This window comes from Virgibacillus siamensis, from assembly GCF_900162695.1.
In the GTDB taxonomy this organism is placed as follows: Bacteria; Bacillota; Bacilli; order Bacillales; family Amphibacillaceae; genus Lentibacillus; species Lentibacillus siamensis_A.
In genome coordinates this window covers 1-17,258 of the sequence record NZ_FUIH01000004.1, presented here as the reverse complement: position 1 = coordinate 17,258, position 17,258 = coordinate 1, and the positions used below count along the sequence as shown (strand labels likewise).

General features: G+C 41.7%; 21 protein-coding genes and 1 rRNA gene. 18 read left to right on the top strand and 4 right to left on the bottom strand.

What is annotated here, in order from left to right; translation table 11 throughout:
* From rplQ to rpsI, 8 genes are all read left to right on the top strand, one after another.
* Positions 1-354 (top strand): 50S ribosomal protein L17, encoded by a 354-nt coding sequence (gene rplQ, locus B1K71_RS00200; RefSeq protein ID WP_077324019.1) that lies wholly within the window; start codon positions 1-3, stop codon positions 352-354.
* 447 nt (positions 355-801) lie between these two features.
* A complete protein-coding gene (locus tag B1K71_RS00190; protein ID WP_077324017.1) occupies positions 802-1,641 on the top strand; it encodes an energy-coupling factor ABC transporter ATP-binding protein in 840 nt (279 codons plus the stop codon).
* Positions 1,617-2,489 (top strand): energy-coupling factor ABC transporter ATP-binding protein, encoded by an 873-nt coding sequence (locus B1K71_RS00185; protein WP_077324016.1) that lies wholly within the window; start codon positions 1,617-1,619, stop codon positions 2,487-2,489. The genes B1K71_RS00190 and B1K71_RS00185 overlap by 25 nt, the downstream gene beginning before the upstream one ends.
* Positions 2,482-3,282, top strand: a complete 801-nt coding sequence (locus B1K71_RS00180; RefSeq protein ID WP_077324015.1) for an energy-coupling factor transporter transmembrane component T family protein — start codon at positions 2,482-2,484, stop codon at positions 3,280-3,282. The genes B1K71_RS00185 and B1K71_RS00180 overlap by 8 nt, the downstream gene beginning before the upstream one ends.
* Before the next feature lie 19 nt (positions 3,283-3,301).
* Complete coding sequence (truA, locus tag B1K71_RS00175) at positions 3,302-4,042, top strand: tRNA pseudouridine(38-40) synthase TruA (protein ID WP_077324014.1); 741 nt, start codon at positions 3,302-3,304, stop codon at positions 4,040-4,042.
* A 220-nt stretch (positions 4,043-4,262) separates the two neighbouring features.
* Positions 4,263-5,753, top strand: a complete 1,491-nt coding sequence (locus B1K71_RS00170; protein ID WP_077324075.1) for a peptide MFS transporter — start codon at positions 4,263-4,265, stop codon at positions 5,751-5,753.
* Positions 5,754-5,934: 181 nt separating this feature from the next.
* Positions 5,935-6,372, top strand: coding sequence for a 50S ribosomal protein L13 (rplM, locus tag B1K71_RS00165; protein ID WP_077324013.1), 438 nt, complete (start codon positions 5,935-5,937; stop codon positions 6,370-6,372).
* Between the two features lie 19 nt (positions 6,373-6,391).
* Complete coding sequence (gene rpsI, locus B1K71_RS00160) at positions 6,392-6,784, top strand: 30S ribosomal protein S9 (RefSeq protein WP_077324012.1); 393 nt, start codon at positions 6,392-6,394, stop codon at positions 6,782-6,784.
* On the opposite strand, the gene B1K71_RS00155 is transcribed toward rpsI, so the two are convergent.
* On the bottom strand, positions 6,773-7,039 hold the full coding sequence (locus tag B1K71_RS00155) for a hypothetical protein (protein WP_077324011.1): 267 nt from the start codon (positions 7,037-7,039) through the stop codon (positions 6,773-6,775). The genes rpsI and B1K71_RS00155 overlap by 12 nt on opposite strands.
* A gap of 83 nt (positions 7,040-7,122) precedes the next feature.
* Between B1K71_RS00155 and B1K71_RS00150 the strand changes: the two genes are divergently transcribed.
* The 5 genes from B1K71_RS00150 (at position 7,123) to B1K71_RS00130 (ending at position 11,169) form a co-directional block, all read left to right on the top strand.
* Entirely contained in the window at positions 7,123-8,286 is a 1,164-nt protein-coding gene (locus B1K71_RS00150) for a GNAT family N-acetyltransferase (protein WP_077324010.1), read from the top strand.
* A gap of 121 nt (positions 8,287-8,407) precedes the next feature.
* Positions 8,408-9,082 (top strand): hypothetical protein, encoded by a 675-nt coding sequence (locus B1K71_RS00145; protein WP_077324009.1) that lies wholly within the window; start codon positions 8,408-8,410, stop codon positions 9,080-9,082.
* On the top strand, positions 9,079-10,302 hold the full coding sequence (locus B1K71_RS00140; RefSeq protein WP_077324008.1) for an HlyD family efflux transporter periplasmic adaptor subunit: 1,224 nt from the start codon (positions 9,079-9,081) through the stop codon (positions 10,300-10,302). The genes B1K71_RS00145 and B1K71_RS00140 overlap by 4 nt, the downstream gene beginning before the upstream one ends.
* 54 nt (positions 10,303-10,356) lie before the next feature.
* Positions 10,357-10,815 carry a DUF948 domain-containing protein gene (locus B1K71_RS00135; protein ID WP_077324007.1) on the top strand — a complete coding sequence of 153 codons (459 nt, stop codon included), beginning with the start codon at positions 10,357-10,359 and terminating at the stop codon, positions 10,813-10,815.
* 18 nt (positions 10,816-10,833) lie between these two features.
* Positions 10,834-11,169, top strand: coding sequence for a DUF948 domain-containing protein (locus B1K71_RS00130; RefSeq protein WP_077324006.1), 336 nt, complete (start codon positions 10,834-10,836; stop codon positions 11,167-11,169).
* 80 nt (positions 11,170-11,249) lie between these two features.
* On the opposite strand, the gene B1K71_RS00125 is transcribed toward B1K71_RS00130, so the two are convergent.
* Positions 11,250-11,669 (bottom strand): DUF948 domain-containing protein, encoded by a 420-nt coding sequence (locus tag B1K71_RS00125; RefSeq protein WP_077324005.1) that lies wholly within the window; start codon positions 11,667-11,669, stop codon positions 11,250-11,252.
* A 136-nt stretch (positions 11,670-11,805) separates the two neighbouring features.
* Here B1K71_RS00125 and cwlD point away from each other — a divergent pair, with 136 nt between their 5' ends.
* Positions 11,806-12,534: an N-acetylmuramoyl-L-alanine amidase CwlD gene (gene cwlD / locus B1K71_RS00120; protein WP_077324004.1), complete on the top strand. Its 729-nt coding sequence runs from the start codon at positions 11,806-11,808 to the stop codon at positions 12,532-12,534.
* A 195-nt stretch (positions 12,535-12,729) separates the two neighbouring features.
* A complete protein-coding gene (locus B1K71_RS00115) occupies positions 12,730-13,788 on the top strand; it encodes an Mrp/NBP35 family ATP-binding protein (RefSeq protein ID WP_077324003.1) in 1,059 nt (352 codons plus the stop codon).
* A 56-nt stretch (positions 13,789-13,844) separates the two neighbouring features.
* Here B1K71_RS00115 and gerD read toward each other — a convergent pair whose 3' ends face one another.
* Positions 13,845-14,486, bottom strand: a complete 642-nt coding sequence (gene gerD, locus B1K71_RS00110; RefSeq protein ID WP_077324002.1) for a spore germination lipoprotein GerD — start codon at positions 14,484-14,486, stop codon at positions 13,845-13,847.
* Between the two features lie 132 nt (positions 14,487-14,618).
* Here gerD and B1K71_RS00105 point away from each other — a divergent pair, with 132 nt between their 5' ends.
* Entirely contained in the window at positions 14,619-15,257 is a 639-nt protein-coding gene (locus tag B1K71_RS00105) for a KinB-signaling pathway activation protein (protein ID WP_077324001.1), read from the top strand.
* Positions 15,258-15,311: 54 nt separating this feature from the next.
* Here B1K71_RS00105 and pdaB read toward each other — a convergent pair whose 3' ends face one another.
* Positions 15,312-16,070 (bottom strand): polysaccharide deacetylase family sporulation protein PdaB, encoded by a 759-nt coding sequence (gene pdaB / locus B1K71_RS00100; protein ID WP_077324000.1) that lies wholly within the window; start codon positions 16,068-16,070, stop codon positions 15,312-15,314.
* Positions 16,071-16,499: 429 nt separating this feature from the next.
* Between pdaB and B1K71_RS00095 the strand changes: the two genes are divergently transcribed.
* Both B1K71_RS00095 and B1K71_RS00090 read left to right on the top strand, forming a co-directional pair.
* Positions 16,500-16,721 carry a hypothetical protein gene (locus B1K71_RS00095; protein WP_077323999.1) on the top strand — a complete coding sequence of 74 codons (222 nt, stop codon included), beginning with the start codon at positions 16,500-16,502 and terminating at the stop codon, positions 16,719-16,721.
* Between the two features lie 424 nt (positions 16,722-17,145).
* Positions 17,146-17,258 (top strand): 16S ribosomal RNA (locus tag B1K71_RS00090); the annotation flags it as partial.

Below are 17,258 nucleotides of genomic sequence, written 5' to 3'. Positions count from 1 at the left end.
ATGGCTCGAAAATTAGGCCGTAAGACAGATGCACGTATGGCTTTGTTACGAAACCTTGCATCTGATTTAATCATCCATGAACGGATTGAAACAACGGAATCAAAAGCAAAAGAATTAAAAACAGTTGTTGAAAAAATGATTACGCTTGGAAAACGTGGTGATTTGCACGCACGTCGACAGGCAGCATCATTCCTGTACAATCAGGAAGCAAACGACAATGAAAATGTAATTCAAAAACTCTTCGATGACGTTGCTGCACGCTACGAAGACAGACAGGGCGGATATACACGTGTTCTTAAGCTGGGAGCTCGTCAAGGTGACGGAGCTAAAATGGCAATCATTGAACTAGTTTAACGATACCGTAAGCATAAGGGCAGGACTGAATCTCTTCCATGAGGTGAATCCAAGCCCTTTTTTTGTAGAATAGAAAAGCGGAGGCGGCTGACTGGCGTTCTATGCGGTCGGTTGGCATGGATTACAACGCCAAAGAATCGACCAACATGTTGGCTGGCGGGATCGACTTTCGTGTCCATAGAATCAACCTTCAGCCGGACATATCAACCATCGTGGCCGAGGAATCAACCTTCAATGGAGCGAAATCAACCGTCGTGGCCGAAGAATCAACTTCCAATGAACGGAATCAACCGTCGTGGCCAGAGAATCGACCAAACATGATGCAGGATGAATTTCATTGTCGGAAGTCGATCTTTCCAGGATGATAACAACAAACATACTAAGGAATGGAATGTAAGTTTCTTTACACACCCAGGCTTTTGAGCGGAGACAGAGGAGGAACATCATATGCGAAATAAATTAATAGAGTTCAGAAATGTATCGTTCAGATATGGAGAAGAGCAGCCGTGGGTGTTGAATAATTGTTCGTTTGAAATCTATGAAAATGAGTCGATGGCCATTATTGGTCACAATGGCTCTGGGAAGTCGACAATAGCAAAACTGATGAATGGATTGCTTTTCCCCCAGGAAGGGGAGATAATCATTAACGGTCAGAAGCTGACAAATGAATCGGTCTGGGAAATCCGGAAAGACGTCGGAATGGTTTTTCAAAATCCGGATAATCAATTTGTCGGTACAACGGTACAGGATGATGTTGCGTTTGGAATGGAAAACCGTGGTCTGCCCCGTGCGGAAATGGTTAAACGGATTGACGAAACATTGAATGCAGTCGGCATGCAGGATTACCGGCTAACTGAACCACATAAACTTTCAGGTGGACAAAAGCAGCGGGTTGCCATTGCGGGTGTCCTGGCTATCTCACCAAAGGTCCTTATTTTGGATGAAGCGACAGCAATGCTGGATCCTAAAGGTCGTTCCGAAATCATGAACATAATCTCCAGTGTGCAAAACGGACGTGAACTTTCCTTGATCACGATTACACATGATTTGCAGGAAGTGGTGCAGGCTGAGCGTGTGATTGTGATGAATGAAGGTGAAATATGGGGTGAGGCGGCACCGAGGGAAATTTTCTCTAAAAAAGAAGCACTTCGTAAAATCGGATTGGATGTGCCGTTTATTGCACAATTGTCAGACGAGCTTAAAAAAGCAGGTGTTACCGTTACGAGTGAACCATTAAATCATGAAGAGCTGCTGGAGGACTTATGGAAATCACATTTAACCATGTAAGTTATACATATCAACCGAATACCCCGTTTGCTCACCAGGCATTGAGGGATTTGTCTATCACCGTGCCGTCAGGGTCATTTGTTGCGGTAATCGGGCATACCGGTTCCGGAAAGTCAACGTTGATTCAGCATTTAAATGGGTTGCTTCAGCCAACAGCAGGGGAAGTTACGATTGGTGATTTCCGCTTAACTGCCGATGAAAAGCCAAAGAATATGAAAGATCTGCGCCGCCGTGTCGGAGTAGTTTTTCAATATCCTGAACACCAATTGTTTGAGGAAACGGTCAGGAAGGATATTGCATTTGGACCGGAAAATTTTGACGTGCCAAAGGATGAAATTGAAAAACGAATTCCAGCGATTATGTCTGATGTTGGTCTGACAGAGGAATTGATGCAGCGATCTCCTTTCGATTTAAGCGGCGGACAGATGCGCAGGGTTGCGATAGCTGGTGTGCTGGCAACACGGCCGAAGATTCTTGTGCTGGACGAGCCGACTGCAGGGCTTGATCCAAGCGGTCAAAAAGACATGATGGAAATGTTTGCTGATATGCATCACAAACAGGGTCAAACAACGGTTTTAGTTACGCACAGCATGGAGGATGCCGTTAAATATGCTGATCATGTAATCATTTTAAATAAGGGAACAAAATACATGGAAGGCAAACCTGAGGAAGTTTTTTCACAAAAAGAAGCCCTGCAGAAGGTTCAGCTTGATGTACCGGAGATGGTTCAATTTTTAAATGCGTTTGAACAGAGATTCGGAAAAGCAATCCCATTCAGGCGGCAAACGATTGCAGAAGCTGCTAACGATATCGGGCAGCTGTTGAAGGGGCGTGAACAGCATGAATAATGCACTGATAATCGGCCAGTACGTCCCTGGTCATTCCCTTGTTCATAAGCTTGATCCGCGAACTAAAATCACGATTATATTTTTCTTTGTGTTCGTCGTTTTTTTTGCAAATTCGGTATGGAGCTATGGCATACTGACTGCATTTGCACTGGCCAGTACATTTACGACCCGGATACCATTACGATTTATTATTAAAGGGCTGACACCTATCTGGTTTTTAATTATTTTCACCTTTATCCTGCATTTAATCGTCACGAAACAGGGTGAGGTACTCGTTGAGGTGTTTTCGTTTAAAATATTTTCCGGTGCGCTTATTCAGGGATTCGCCATTTCCATGCGCTTTTTTCTGCTGATATTGGTAACGTCGCTGCTGACATTGACGACAACACCAATTGAAATTACGGATGCAATCGAGGAAATGCTGCATCCGCTGAAAAAATTTAAATTTCCGGTGCATGAGCTGGCACTGATGATGTCCATATCATTACGATTTATTCCTACACTGCTGCAGGAAACGGAGAAAATTTCCAAAGCACAAGCATCCCGTGGTGTTGATTTCCGCACAGGTACACTGAAAGAACGTGTCAAAGCAGTTGTGCCCCTGCTTGTCCCTTTGTTTGTCAGTGCGTTTAAACGTGCAGAGGAGCTCGCTATGGCAATGGAAGCGCGGGGGTATCAGGGGGGAGAAGGCCGTTCCAAGCTGCGTGAATTAAAGATTGAAACACGGGATATTGTCATTTATCTATTATTTATATGTGTTGTTGCAGGACTGTTTTTAACCAGATCATATTAATGAAAGGGGCTGAGAGGCCATGGCAAAAATTAAATGCATTATAAGCTATGACGGGACGAATTTTTCCGGCTTTCAGATTCAGCCCCGTCAGCGCACAATACAAGGCGAATTGGAGAAGGCTTTACGGCGCATCCATAAAGGGGAGCATATCCGAATACAGGCATCCGGACGGACCGATACTGGTGTGCATGCGAAGGGACAGACCATCCACTTTGAAACTTCCTTCAATCTTCCGTTATATAACTGGAAAATGGCGATCAATACGTTATTGCCCGATGATCTATATGTGCATGTGGTGGAGACTGCCGCTGATACATTCCATGCCAGATATGATGTAGTTGAAAAGGAATACCGATATTATGTATGGAATAAGCGGGGAAAAGATGTTTTTAAACAAAACTACTACTACCAGTTTCCTTATCAATTAGATATGCAGGAAATAAAAAAGGCATGTAACCTTTTGGAAGGTGAACATGATTTTACCACCTTTTCATCTGCAAAAGCTACTATAAAAGGAAGTAAAGTCCGAAAGATGTATGAAGTTTCCTGTCAAAAAAACGGCAGTCAGATTGAGTTTATTTTTCGGGGCAGCGGTTTTTTGTACAATATGGTCCGTATTATTGTTGGGGCATTGCTTGATATTGGTCAGGGGAAACGAAGTGCGTCGGACATCACAGGGCTCCTGGAAAAGAAAGACCGGCGGCTTGTAGGCGATACAGTTCCGGCACAGGGATTATATCTGTGGAAGGTGACCTATTGAATATTTCCAAAACTTGGTGCTATCGTACCAAGTTTTTTTAATTGATTATTTTTTTGTGATTTTTATGCGTTTTCACTCAGTTGACATGCGGGATTTCACGACATATTATGGAACGTGCCCTTATTTTTTCCGAAGTTTGCTGAAGCATAATTATCAGAAAAAAGTAAAATTTAATATGGCTTATTATACAGCTAATACGAGAGAGGGAGTTTTTCACAGCATGAAGTTTGATAAGGAGAAAATTGTACAAAGTGTTCCCCAGCGTGGCTTTTTTGGACAGCCTAAAGGGTTATTCACTTTATTTTTCACAGAGTTTTGGGAGCGCTTTTCCTACTATGGAATGCGTGCTCTGCTGCTTTACTACATGTACGACCAGCTATTTAATGGCGGTCTGGGAATTGACAAAGATGTAGCTGCATCCATTATGGCTATTTATGGTGCACTTGTCTACATGACAGGTGTCATCGGTGGTTGGATTGCAGACCGTTTGCTTGGTACGCAGCAAACTATTTTCTATGGCGGTATTCTCATCATGATCGGTCACGTTGTGCTTTCTTTGCCGATAGGAGTTACTGGTTTAATTCTGTCGATGTTATTCATAACCATTGGTACAGGTCTTCTGAAACCGAACGTTTCCAGTGTTGTCGGGGATATGTACAGTGAGAAGGATACCCGCCGCGATGCAGGCTTCAGTATTTTTTACATGGGTATTAATTTGGGGGCATTGATTGCACCGTTTGTCGTTGGAACAGTTGGACAGCAATATAATTATCACCTTGGATTCAGCCTTGCTGCAATCGGAATGTTCCTTGGTTTGGTTGTTTTTGTTTTGACACGAAAAAAATATCTTGGACTTGCCGGAACATATGTGGCAAATCCGCTTGATGTTCAGGAACGCAAGATTGTATTTAAACGATTTGGAATTGGCGCAGTAATTTTGGTTATCCTGCTTGCCATTACTATTCCAACTCATATATTGAATATTACAACATTTACGTATCTAATCAGTTTCCTTGGCGTTGTGATTCCGACTGCATACTTTATTGTCATGTATAAAAGTCCGAAAACAAACGAAGAGGAACGTTCACGTATTTTGGCGTATATCCCGCTGTTTATCGCATCTATGGTTTTCTGGGCAATTCAGGAACAGGGATCGATTATCCTTGCGTTATATGCAAAAGAACGGACTGAACTAAGCTTTTTGGGAATTGACTTGTATGCATCATGGTTCCAGTCACTGAACCCGCTATTCATTATTATGCTGACACCACTTTTCGCAACAATGTGGGTGAAACTTGGAAATCGTCAGCCATCTACACCGAAGAAATTTTCGCTTGGAATCATCCTTGGCGGAATATCGTTTATGGTTTTGATATTCCCGGCAGTCATTAATGGAACAGAATCATTGGTAAGTCCATTATGGCTTGTATTGAGTTTCTTCCTGGTAGTACTTGGTGAACTTTGCCTGTCACCGGTAGGCTTATCTGCAACAACCAAATTGGCACCTGCTGCGTTTTCTGCACAGACCATGAGTTTATGGTTCATGTCCAATGCAGCGGGACAAGCAGTAAACGCGCAAATTGTTAAATTGTATGATCCATCATCAGAAATTTATTATTTTGGAATAATCGGTGGTATCGCTGTTCTGGCAGGTATTGTATTATTCATATTCTCGAAAAAAATACAAACCTTCATGCGCGGTGTTTTATAAGATAATGAGGCAGCTTCTCTCAGTGAGGGAGGCTGTTTTATTTAGGACTTGACAAACTTGCTATAGATGGTATATGATGATTTGTGGCATTTTATTTCTAAACCATGATTAGCCCCGGAAACTAATTATGTTAAATATAGGAATAACATTGAATCGAATTGAAATTTGGAGGGAAACCATCATGCGCACAACTTTCATGGCGAATGAAAATAACATTGAACGCAAATGGCTTGTTGTGGATGCTGAAGGCCAACGTTTAGGCCGTCTGGCAAGTGAAGTTTCTGCTATCCTGCGCGGAAAGCATAAACCAACTTATACACCACATGCTGATACTGGTGATTATGTAATCATTATCAACGCAGAAAAAATAGAGCTGACAGGTAAGAAAATGGATGACAAAATGTATTACCGTCATTCAAACCATCCAGGTGGTTTGAAACAACGCAATGCTGAAGAAATGCGTACAAAATACCCGGAACAAATGCTGGAACTTGCTGTAAAAGGTATGCTTCCTAAAGGTCCGCTTGGCCGCAAAATGGGTAAAAAACTGCACGTATTCAGAGGTTCAGAACACAATCATCAAGCTCAAAAGCCGGAAGTCTACGAGCTTCGAGGATAATTAAAAGGAGGTAAATCAATTGGCACAAGTACAATACTATGGCACTGGTCGCCGTAAAAGATCAACTGCTCGTGTACGTCTGGTTCCAGGTACCGGCCGTGTACTGATCAATGACCGTGATGCTAAAGACTATTTCCCATATGAAACACAGCTATTAATTTTGAATCAGCCACTTGCAAGCACTGAAACTCAAGGAACTTATGATGTTTTAGTAAATGTGCATGGTGGAGGATTCACTGGACAGGCAGGTGCAATCCGCCACGGTATTGCACGTGCACTGCTGAAAGCAGATCCTGAATATCGCGCAACATTGAAGCGTGAAGGATATCTGACTCGTGACGCCCGCGAAACAGAACGTAAGAAGTACGGTCTTAAAGGCGCTCGTCGTGCACCACAATTCTCAAAGCGTTAATTTTGCTTGTACAAAAGCTCTCTTTCCTTTTGCGGGAAGGGGGGTTTTTTTGTTGTCTGGAAAGGTTGGTTTTTTTACAGCACAAGCTAGCCTTGAATAAGGGCTGTGCGCATTGTTCGGCAGCATTGGCGGTTTCTTCAGCGCGAAATGCATTTTGTTCAGCGGGTACGGCTCTTTCTTCAGCGCGAAATGCATTTTGTTCAGCGGGTTCGACACATTCTTCAGCGCGAACCACTTGCCATATGAATTTGTCATCCCTCGAATAAACTCCAAAATTGGTATATTTTGAATAAATTAATGTATGATTGTTGTACAGGAATGAATTGAGGGGGATCACGATGTCATACATAAAAACACTCACTAATCGCGATTATCCGGCAATTTTCGCGCTGTCGCAATTTGCTTTTCAATATGAAATGACCGGAGAGGCACTTCGACAAAAGGAAGAAGAGGCGAATCGACATATTATTTGGGGATGGATGTCGAATGATGAACTGGCGGCCAAACTGCATCTGATTCCGTTAACCTGCTATATTAACGGAAAAGTCTTTGAAATGGGCGGGATAAGTGCAGTTGCCACATGGCCGGAGTACCGTAGACAAGGGGCGGTTAAAGAACTGCTTCATCATGCATTAAACTACATGAAGGAACACGGCCAGACAATTTCATTTCTGCATCCTTTTTCATTTGCCTTTTACCGGAAGTATGGATGGGAAACTGCATTTGTCGAAAAACATTATTCCATACCACTCGCTAAATTAAAACGTCAGTGGGACACAAATGGATATGTTCGCCGTGCAGAAGACGATATCGGTCTGCTTCATGATGTATACACAGCGCATGCCCGGCGGTTTAACGGAACACTTGTGAGAGATGTTAAGTGGTGGGAACAGCGTGTTTTAAAGGGAAATAATCATGTGGCAGCTGCCTACGATCAAGACCATCATCCGACAGCATATATCATTTATCAGGTAAAAGAAGAAGTTTTTACTGTAAAAGAAATGATGTATAAGACACTGGATGGTTTGAAACAGCTGCTTCAATTTATTGCCAATCATGATTCAATGGCGGAAAATGTCAAAATGGTTGTTCCTGAATATGACAATCTTTCACTTCTGCTTGATGAGCCGCGATTCGACCAAAAACTGCAACCTTATTTCATGGCACGAATTGTCGATGTGCATCGTTTCCTGGAGCAATTTCCGTTCCAGCCTGTCGAAAGCCAATCACTGCCGGCATTGAATGTTGTCGATGATTTCCTGCCTGAAAACACGGGAACGTATCAGCTCACCCGAAGCGGAACAGGTATAACCTGTCTAAAATCATCGAATGGCCAAAACGAAATCCAATGCAATGTTCAGCAGCTTGCATCGATGCTGATGGGATATAAGCGTCCAATGGAACTGCACGAAGCCGGTTTGGTTTCCGGAGATCCGGAGCAAGTAAAAATATTGGAACGTATTGTACCTAGCCGACAAACTTATTTTCCGGATTTCTACTAATATAGGAAAAAATCCCTATTATTTTCGTAAAATATCGAAAATGATAGGATATTAGTGAATTTTACGTTAAAATAGGAATCAGATGGAAATCGACCAGATTTGACTAAAAGGACTGTGGTACATGCTCTATCGGGTGAATCTTATAAAATTTTTCTTTCCAATAGATGACAATTTATATCGGATTCGTGAAGCGGAAGCACTAAAAAACGTTTGGAGAGTATTTTTGCTGCTTTTGCTGTTAAGTATAGCTGTTTATACCTGGATGGCTGGGCTCGGGCTCGGGTCGCAGCCTGTATCTGAAACTGCGACAGCCCTCGGCGGACTTCAATATGAGGTGACAAAATTCTGGTTTGTTCTTGGCAGAATGAGCTTTGCTGTTCTGTTCGCGTTATTGGTATTATTTATACCTTCGTTAATCTTTTACTGGCTGACTGGAATCCCGTACAAAAAACTGCTTGTTATGCAGCAGATTGTTTTGTTTGTGATGTTGGTTGAACGGGTTCTGTGGATTCCACTGGCTGTATTTTGGGGTCTGGACTGGCATGTTTCACCATGGTCATTCGGCATCATTGCTTCATACTTTACGGAAAAAACATGGATAATCTATTTTTGTGGTGCGATATCGCTTTTTCAGTTTTGGATTATTTGGTTTCAGGCAAGATTCATAAGCTTTCTGGCTGATGGCAGCAGGCGCCTGATTTGGACAGTTGTTATCATTTTACATATTCTTTACTGGGGTCTTGCCGCAGCATTGGCTGTTGCCGATATTTATTTACTTGGCGGGTGGTTTGGATGAATCGCAGGAAAGTAATACTAACATTAATCGTGTTGTTTTTTGGTGTTAATTGTTTGCTCGTTTATTTGGATGAAGACGAGAAAGTCGATCGGTTCTCCTATATTGATGAATGGGCTGCCATAACCAAGCAGGATATGTATGAAACGATTGAGACAGACGGAGTATTACAAGCAGCTAAAGAAAATAGTGTCTATTTTGATGAAGATAAAGGGAGTTTTCTGGAGTTCAAGGTGGAAGATGGTGCGGAAGTTGATGTCGGTGATGCGCTTTTTACATATGAACCGCGAAACTTTTATGAAACAAAAGCACAATTGGAAAGTGATGCCGCTTCATTGAACGGACAGATTGCCGCAATTGAGGAGGCAATTGCCAGAGTATCCTCCTTTCAGGCACCACAGTCAGATTTAGAGGCACAATTTGAAGGAGAAAGCGCAAAATTTGATCTGACACACGAGCCTGTTGAGGTAGAATATATGAAGGAGGCATACATTGCTGAGCAGAAAAAAGAACTTGCCCAAAAAAAAGCGGAGCTCGATAGTATTCAGGGTCAATTGTCGGATTTGGAATCGTCCGGGGATACGATTACCGTAGAAAGTGCATATCAGGGCAGGGTTGCCAAACTTTCGGAAACCTTGGAAAATCCAGTCGTTATGATCCGAGGAATGGAATTGGAGGCAGCCGGTAAACTCACTGAGGAAGAGCGGATGGAAGTCGAGCCGGAGATGCCTGTTAAAGTGAATATTCGTGAAAACAGTGATATGCTCAAGGGAACACTTAGTGCAATCAGTGACACACCGCAAACTGTTAATGTACATACAGCGAGTGTCTACCCGTTTCAGGTGAAGTTTGAAGATGGCACCAATACAGAAAAGCTGCTTCCGGGATATCATGCAAAACTGGCCATCACAACGAAAGCTTCACAAAATGCTGCAGTGGTCAGGGAAAACCAGTTATTTGGAACCAATGTATGGATGCTGACTGATCAAGGATTGCTGCAGCGGCAAAAGGTTCAAACAGGTATTAACATGGGTGACCTAATCGAAATAAAGAAAGGCGCAGATACAGGTGAATGGGCGGCGCAAGGGGATTGGGATCAATTCCGAAACGGTACACCATTCATTACGTCACTAGATATAACAGACATACAATGGAAACGTATTGGGAAATATGATAATGTCAGTTGGAAAGAGTATTTTGTTACAGGTCTTTTGAACAGGTAACGTTTTAATTCATTCAGCTGGTGGTAAATCAGTCTATAAGGGAGGTACATAAAAATGGATTTCGTATATATTGGAATACTGCTTTGTGCATTGGCATTTGCACTGATAGCCATATATATATCCTACGTATTGTTTCGGGTTTCACGTACGATGAAATCGCTTGGGAATTCGTTGGGTGATGTTGAACAAAAATTGAATTACCTCACACCGGAGCTGCGGAACACGTTGCATGAAACTGAGAAGCTTGTCGATGATTTTAGTGATAAAATGAATGCAACAGATGGATTGTTCGATGCTATGGAAAATACCGGTCAATCCATTAATGCCTGCAGCAGGCTATTGGAAAAGCAAAGCCGAAAACTCCCGGAGTACAGCTCGCCGCAAACGATTGAGCGCTTGACAGAAGGAGCGAAGTGGGGGCAAGTTGCCTTTAAGGTCTTTCGAAGATGGAAGAAGCAAAATACGAAGAATGAAATAATCGTTCAGAAAGAAAATCTGCCTGTAAAGAAATAAAAGAAATGAGGGATTAAGATGACATTAACAGGAATTGGAGTAATATTTATTGGAGTTGCATTTTTAGTACTGGCCATTTATTTGGCATGGACGTTAAATAACCTTGCCAACATTCTCCGCGGGATTGAAAAAACAGTTGAACCACTGCCGGATCAACTGGATGATATTTTCCGGGAGACAGGCAGTTTGATTAACCATACGAATGATACATTATCTGACGTAAATGAAAAATTGCGGACGCTAAGCCCTCTATTCTACGTGCTTGGCGATGTTGGTGAAATGTCGCGAAAGCTGACCTCACCTCTGGCGAAATTCAATATTTCCCGAAAAAAGAAGACAACCGAAGATAAATAAAAATCCCCTGGTTGGGGATTTTTTAGTTTTGGAGTATGGCACAGTCGCTCGTTGCTAAACGGGCGCTTGCGCTTTTATGTTTATTTAGATGCTTTTTTTCGCTGTACAAAACAATAGCCGATTGTCATGATGCCATAAATCCATTCAAGGTTGTATCGCTCAATTGCAGAGCCTTTTTCCGCTTTTTCTTTCATCGTTGCATTGACTTGTACAATTGATGATGTAAGACCATTTACTGCATAAACTATATTGCCAATCAGTCGAAATAGGGGTTTCAACACTTCCATCTGGCTGTTCACCTGTTTAATGGCATTTCTGCCTTCACTGATAGCGTTTGCCGTCTCTGTTGTAATATCAGCAATCTGATCCGGCAGTTCATCTGTCGTTTTTTGGAGATTGGCAAACACCTCTGTTAAATTTTTCAATGGTTTAATCAAAAAAGCAACTAATGCTAATAAGGCCAGTCCGATAATAATGACGCCAATTCCTATCCAATCCATGCAAAACTCTCCTTCCAGTATTCTCTGATAATTATATTACCACAGCAATGCATTTCTAAACCGTTTTCTATACTAATCATAAACTACTCGCCTGTCCCATACAATAGTGCAAGCAGATTATTAAGGAGCGAGTGCCATGGAACGATTTAAAAAAGTATTTATTTGGGGAGTGGGCTTTGTTATATTGGCTTTTTTGATTCAATATCCGATAAAGCAAGCAGATTCAACCTGGAAAACATGGTCTTTGCCATTGGCTGGCAAAACAATTGTTCTTGACCCCGGCCATGGTGGTCCTGATGGCGGGGCAGTAGGCAAGGACGAGACCCTTGAGAAGGATATTGCGCTGGAAATTGCAAAGAAGACGCAGGATTTTTTGCAGCAGGCAGGTGCACTTGTATATTTGACAAGGGAAAATGATACAGATCTTGCTGATAAGGATACATCTGGATTATCACGTCGAAAAGCTGAGGATATACGGAATCGACTGGAATTTATTAAAAAGAAGAACGCGGACTTTTTTATTACGATTCATTTAAATGCTTTATCGTCGTCAAGATGGCATGGGGCACAGACCTTTTATTTCCCGAAATATGATAAAAGCAGGCACCTCGCCAGAATGATTCAGGCTGAAATAATCCGCAACCTGGAAAACACCAATCGTGAATCATTGCCAATCAAAGGTGTATATCTGCTGAAGCATGCCGAAGTTCCATCTGCATTGGTCGAAGCGGGATTCCTTTCGAACGAACATGAACGTGAACATTTGAAAAAAGATACGTATCAGCGAAAATTAGCCGGCAGTATTTACCACGGCATTCTCAGGTATGTCACAGAGGAGCCGGAAAAAGAAAAGGATGACAGCTGATGATGCAAGTTAAGAATCCATTCGAAAATGCTGATCCGCCTGCGATGCGTGGAGGCAAAAACAATGCAGTTATTTCCGCTTTCCGTATATGATTCAAATCACTTAGAAATTAGGTGATTTGTGTTATACTAGCGTTGTGTGAAAAAATATAATGAACTTATTATAAATACGCTAGGAAAAGGAAGGTGACTGACTGTGCTGTCACAAGAACAAGTGAAGGAATTGCTTTATCCTGTTAATGACCCATTTTTACATAGAACGCTTGAAGAAACAGGCGGAGTAAAAGAGGTAACTATTAAAGAAGAGAAAAAACATGTCAGTGTTAAAATAGGGATAGGAAAAACCAATACCGCTGAGCAGATGCAGCTTCAGCAGGAGATTGTTGGTATTTTGAAGCGGAATGGTGCTTCAACTGTCGGTTTGCGTTTTGAACAATTGCCGGATGATGTAATTCGGCAATATCAACCTGCCGCCGAGGAAGAACAGGAGAAAAACCTGATGGGCGGAGGAAAGCATCCTAATTTTATTGCTGTTTCCAGTGGTAAAGGCGGTGTCGGAAAGTCTACGGTCACAGTGAATCTGGCGATGGCATTGATGCGTCTTGGTAAAAAAGTCGGTATTATTGATGCGGATATATATGGCTTTAGTGTTCCTGACATGATGGGTGTAGAGGAGCGGCCGGCAGTGCGCGGTGAGAAAATTATTCCGGTCGAACGCTTTGGTGTCAAAGTGATATCCATGGGCTTCTTTGTAGAGGATAATTCACCAATTATCTGGCGCGGTCCAATGCTTGGTAAGATGCTGAACAGCTTTTTCAAAGAAGTGGAATGGGGCGACCTGGATTATCTGCTGCTTGATTTGCCACCGGGAACCGGCGACATAGCGATGGATGTACATGAACTGTTGCCAACCTGTAAAGAAATTATTGTATCCACACCACATCCAACAGCAGCATTTGTTGCCGCACGTGCTGGGCAAATGGCAATTAAAACGGAGCACGAAATTTTGGGTGTTGTGGAAAATATGGCATATTTTGAAAGCAAAAAAACGGGCGAGAAGGAATATGTTTTCGGACGCGGCGGCGGAAAAAAATTAGCTGAAGTACTTAAAACACAAGTGCTTGGACATTTGCCGCTGCAGCAGCCTTATGAAGAAGAGGATGAGTTTGCTCCATCTGTTTATCAGCAGGACCATCCACTTGGAAAAGAATATCATAAAATAGCCGCGAAGGTTATCGCAAAAGTGGAAGAATAAGGAACCGGCTGTTTCCAAAAAGAAGAAGAGGTGGCAATAAACTGTCACCTCTTCTTTTATTGACCACCTGCACTGCCGGAGCTGCCTGATCCTCCCGATCCGCCTGATTGACCACTTTGACCGCTGCTCTGTGATTGCTTGCCGCCTTGTTTACTTTGCTCTTCAGCTGCTTTTAATAAAGTTTCAGTCATTTTTGCCTGGAATAACGGTGACTGCAATGTCTCCTGGATTGTTTTTTCCAGATGTTTGCGGAAATCCTGGCTTTTCATAACCTCAAGCATTTGCTTGTCAATTTGCGGATTTTGCATTAAATCAAGCATTTGTTTCTGGAATTCGGGATCATTCATTAATTCCTTCATCAACTTTTTATGCTCATCAGCCATTGCTTTTGCATAGGCTTTTACAAATTTGGGGTCCTCGAATAATTTTGTCCACATTTCTTTTGATTTATCGGAAGTCAGCACTTCATTCAATGACTTTTTAACAACATCGGACTGGATTACAAGCTGTTTTTTCAGCTTCTCATCCGATAATATTTCTTTCAGGGCCTTTTTTCCATCTTCTGTCTGCAGTATATCAACGACCATTTTTTTGGTCGCGTCGTAATCGGCCTGTTTACTTGCAGAACTTTCCCCGCTACAAGCGCTTAGGACAACTATGAGCAATGTGATGAATGCTGCACATATTGCTCGTTTCACTTGTTACTCCTCCTTCCTCTCATGTTTAATATGAGTGTGAAGAAGAAAAAATATGCACTTTATGGAGGAAAAGTACGACTGTTCGTGATAAAATAGGCTTGAATGTTGAACACACACTAGGAGGAAAACAGATTGAATAGTCGCAAGTGGGTGGGATTGTTTTTAAAGACGCTTTTAATCGGCGCGGCTGCGGGGCTTATTACCAGTTTTTTTGTAAAAACTGAATCCTATGCCAAAATTTTAAATCCCATTGATTTTATGGAATTAAGTGGTTTGGTGATCTTCTTTATCGGGTTGGGACTGGTGTTCAGTGTTATCAGTCAAACCGGCTTTTTTGCGTATTTGTTTATAAATCAATTTGGACTTGGTCTTTTTCGTACATTCTGGCCGACCGTACAGGTGTTACTTATTGCGTTTGTCGTATTTGATTTAATTTACTTTCCATATAATGCTTCAGATGGCGATGTTTCACTGTTCTTATACATATTGATGGCTGCGGGAATTTTAGCTTATGGATGGCTGATTGCAAAGCTGAAAGCCCGGGCAACGAATCAGCGTGCGTTTATTCCGGCACTATTTCTAATGGTAGTCATTACCTCAGTTGAGTGGGTTCCGGGTCTGCGCACAAGCGGTTCCGATTATGCTTGGCTGATGATTATTCCGCTGCTTGCATGCAATACGTATCAGCTGCTCGTGTTGCACAAAATAACAAAGAGTGCGGAAGATGCCAAAAAGGACAATCAGGCGCAAACCAGCACAGTAAAATCGTAAGTAATGTTATAATAAGCCGTATCACCTGGATTGGTGCTACGGCTTATTTATTATTTATTCCACTATTTTTGCTTCCGCATGCGCTTGGTTAATAAGTTCTGAAACGGAAACAAACTGAAATCCTTTCTTTTTTAAGCCGGGTAAAATGGTTTTTAATGCTTTGCCTGTTTGTTTTACAGAGTCGGATGCATGCATAAGAATAATATCACCATTTTTTGTTTTCTCCATGACAAAATTAATAATTTGTTGTGTTCCCGGATTTTCCCAATCATGCGGACTTACATTCCAGTGGACCACTTTGTAATCCATTTCCTCGGCAAGCTTGATGATTTCTTTGTTGAAATGTCCACTTGGCGGCCGGAGCAATTCCATATCTTCATATCCAAGTTTATTAAAAACTTCCCGTGCATGCCGCAGATCTTTGCCAACCTGCTCCAATTCCATATCCAAGTAGCTCTCATAGCGATAGCCGAGCATTCCCAGTTCATGTTTTCCTTTCGTTATCTTTTTTAGGATTTCAGGGTGACGCTCCGCCCATTCGCCGCTCACAAAAAAGGTGGCTTGTACATTATGTTTTTTGAGCATTTTTAAAATATCATGAACCTTTTCTTCACCCCAGCTGATATTAAAGGTTAATGCAATATTTGATTGATCCGGATTTCCTCTTGTAAAGGCGGCAGGTTCACCTTTGGAAAAAACAGCCAACGAGCCCATGCTCTCAAACCATAACAGCAACGCTGCAAAGAATGCGAATGCCACCACAACCAGCCAGCGTTTCCACTTGTTAATCCGCATAACATAAAAATGATCCATTCATAATTCCTCCCAATCATCGTTATCATATTCTATGACCTGAAATACGTATTATGAACGAGCTTTTGGATCGGTTGAAAAAATGATGATTGAAATTGCTGCGAATTGGGGAATAGTATGTTTAAGGAAGTAAGTAAGCCGAATCACGTTTTATTGTTTTGACACATAAACTAATAATAACCGACGGAATTCGATAATTATTTCGAATAAATATAGTGACAACGTTCAAACTTATAAAAGAGATGATAAAACCAGCTTTCCACTGCTGGATTTGTTTTTTTGGGAGCTGCATTAGATTGGAAAAATCTATTTGTGTTATGCAGTTTCATAATGGAAGTTCTCAGGCGGTGGAAAGCGTTAAATGTTTCGATTCATGAAAAAGGGGTAAGCAAAATCTGATTAGTTGTAGAAGAGTTGAGGTGAACTAAAATGCTTGGATTGTTAATTAATGATGTGGAACAAAAAGAAATGGAATACTTATTGAAGCGAGAATTGGAAGAATTATTGATGGACCTGGAAGATCATCGAATAGATCATATGGTAAAGCGTGCAATGCGGGAACGATATCAAATCCTTTTCAACCTGTTTCGCCGGGTGGCAAGTGAGCAGGAATGCATTAAGTATATGCCCAGACGAACAGAGAATCAGTAACAGCATCATTTAATTCGAATGAACCAAAAAATCATTTTTATGGTTTTTTGGTTTTTTCTATTGCACATAACATGTGATTATGCTATATTATTTCTTGTCGTCATTAAAGCAAATTAAACATTTTTCGCGTCTTAAAAACTTTATCAAAAAAGGTGTTGACAACCAACTGCCTTTCATGGTAAATTTAATTTCGTCGCAAAAAACGACAACTTATGAATTGCTCTTTGAAAACTGAACAAAACAACCAGTATGTCAAGCGAAACAGGACAAAAGCAAATGCTTTTTCCCTGGATTCAATTTTAAAGCTAAGACTTAAACCTATGGTTGATTGGTGTCAATCATAGACAAACTTTTTTGGCAAATAAGAAGCGATTCTTACTTGCACAAGTGCAACTACACTTTTGAAAGAACCAAAAGTGAGTTTTCTTTGGAGAGTTTGATCTTGGCTCAGGACGAACGCTGGCGGCGTGCCTAATACATGCAAGTCGAGCGCGGGAAGCAGACGGAAGCCTTCGGGTGGAAGTCTGTGGAACGAGC

Excerpts from the sequence above, each read along its gene's own strand:
- rplQ (WP_077324019.1), top strand. The coding sequence starts at position 1 with ATGGCTCGAAAATTAGGCCGTAAGACAGATGCACGTATGGCTTTGTTA.
- B1K71_RS00190 (WP_077324017.1), top strand. The coding sequence starts at position 802 with ATGCGAAATAAATTAATAGAGTTCAGAAATGTATCGTTCAGATATGGA.
- B1K71_RS00185 (WP_077324016.1), top strand. The coding sequence starts at position 1,617 with ATGGAAATCACATTTAACCATGTAAGTTATACATATCAACCGAATACC.
- B1K71_RS00180 (WP_077324015.1), top strand. The coding sequence starts at position 2,482 with ATGAATAATGCACTGATAATCGGCCAGTACGTCCCTGGTCATTCCCTT.
- truA (WP_077324014.1), top strand. The coding sequence starts at position 3,302 with ATGGCAAAAATTAAATGCATTATAAGCTATGACGGGACGAATTTTTCC.
- B1K71_RS00170 (WP_077324075.1), top strand. The coding sequence starts at position 4,263 with ATGAAGTTTGATAAGGAGAAAATTGTACAAAGTGTTCCCCAGCGTGGC.
- rplM (WP_077324013.1), top strand. The coding sequence starts at position 5,935 with ATGCGCACAACTTTCATGGCGAATGAAAATAACATTGAACGCAAATGG.
- B1K71_RS00155 (WP_077324011.1), bottom strand. The coding sequence starts at position 7,039 with ATGACAAATTCATATGGCAAGTGGTTCGCGCTGAAGAATGTGTCGAAC.
- B1K71_RS00150 (WP_077324010.1), top strand. The coding sequence starts at position 7,123 with ATGTCATACATAAAAACACTCACTAATCGCGATTATCCGGCAATTTTC.
- B1K71_RS00145 (WP_077324009.1), top strand. The coding sequence starts at position 8,408 with ATGCTCTATCGGGTGAATCTTATAAAATTTTTCTTTCCAATAGATGAC.
- B1K71_RS00140 (WP_077324008.1), top strand. The coding sequence starts at position 9,079 with ATGAATCGCAGGAAAGTAATACTAACATTAATCGTGTTGTTTTTTGGT.
- B1K71_RS00135 (WP_077324007.1), top strand. The coding sequence starts at position 10,357 with ATGGATTTCGTATATATTGGAATACTGCTTTGTGCATTGGCATTTGCA.
- B1K71_RS00130 (WP_077324006.1), top strand. The coding sequence starts at position 10,834 with ATGACATTAACAGGAATTGGAGTAATATTTATTGGAGTTGCATTTTTA.
- B1K71_RS00125 (WP_077324005.1), bottom strand. The coding sequence starts at position 11,669 with ATGGATTGGATAGGAATTGGCGTCATTATTATCGGACTGGCCTTATTA.
- cwlD (WP_077324004.1), top strand. The coding sequence starts at position 11,806 with ATGGAACGATTTAAAAAAGTATTTATTTGGGGAGTGGGCTTTGTTATA.
- pdaB (WP_077324000.1), bottom strand. The coding sequence starts at position 16,070 with ATGGATCATTTTTATGTTATGCGGATTAACAAGTGGAAACGCTGGCTG.
- B1K71_RS00095 (WP_077323999.1), top strand. The coding sequence starts at position 16,500 with ATGCTTGGATTGTTAATTAATGATGTGGAACAAAAAGAAATGGAATAC.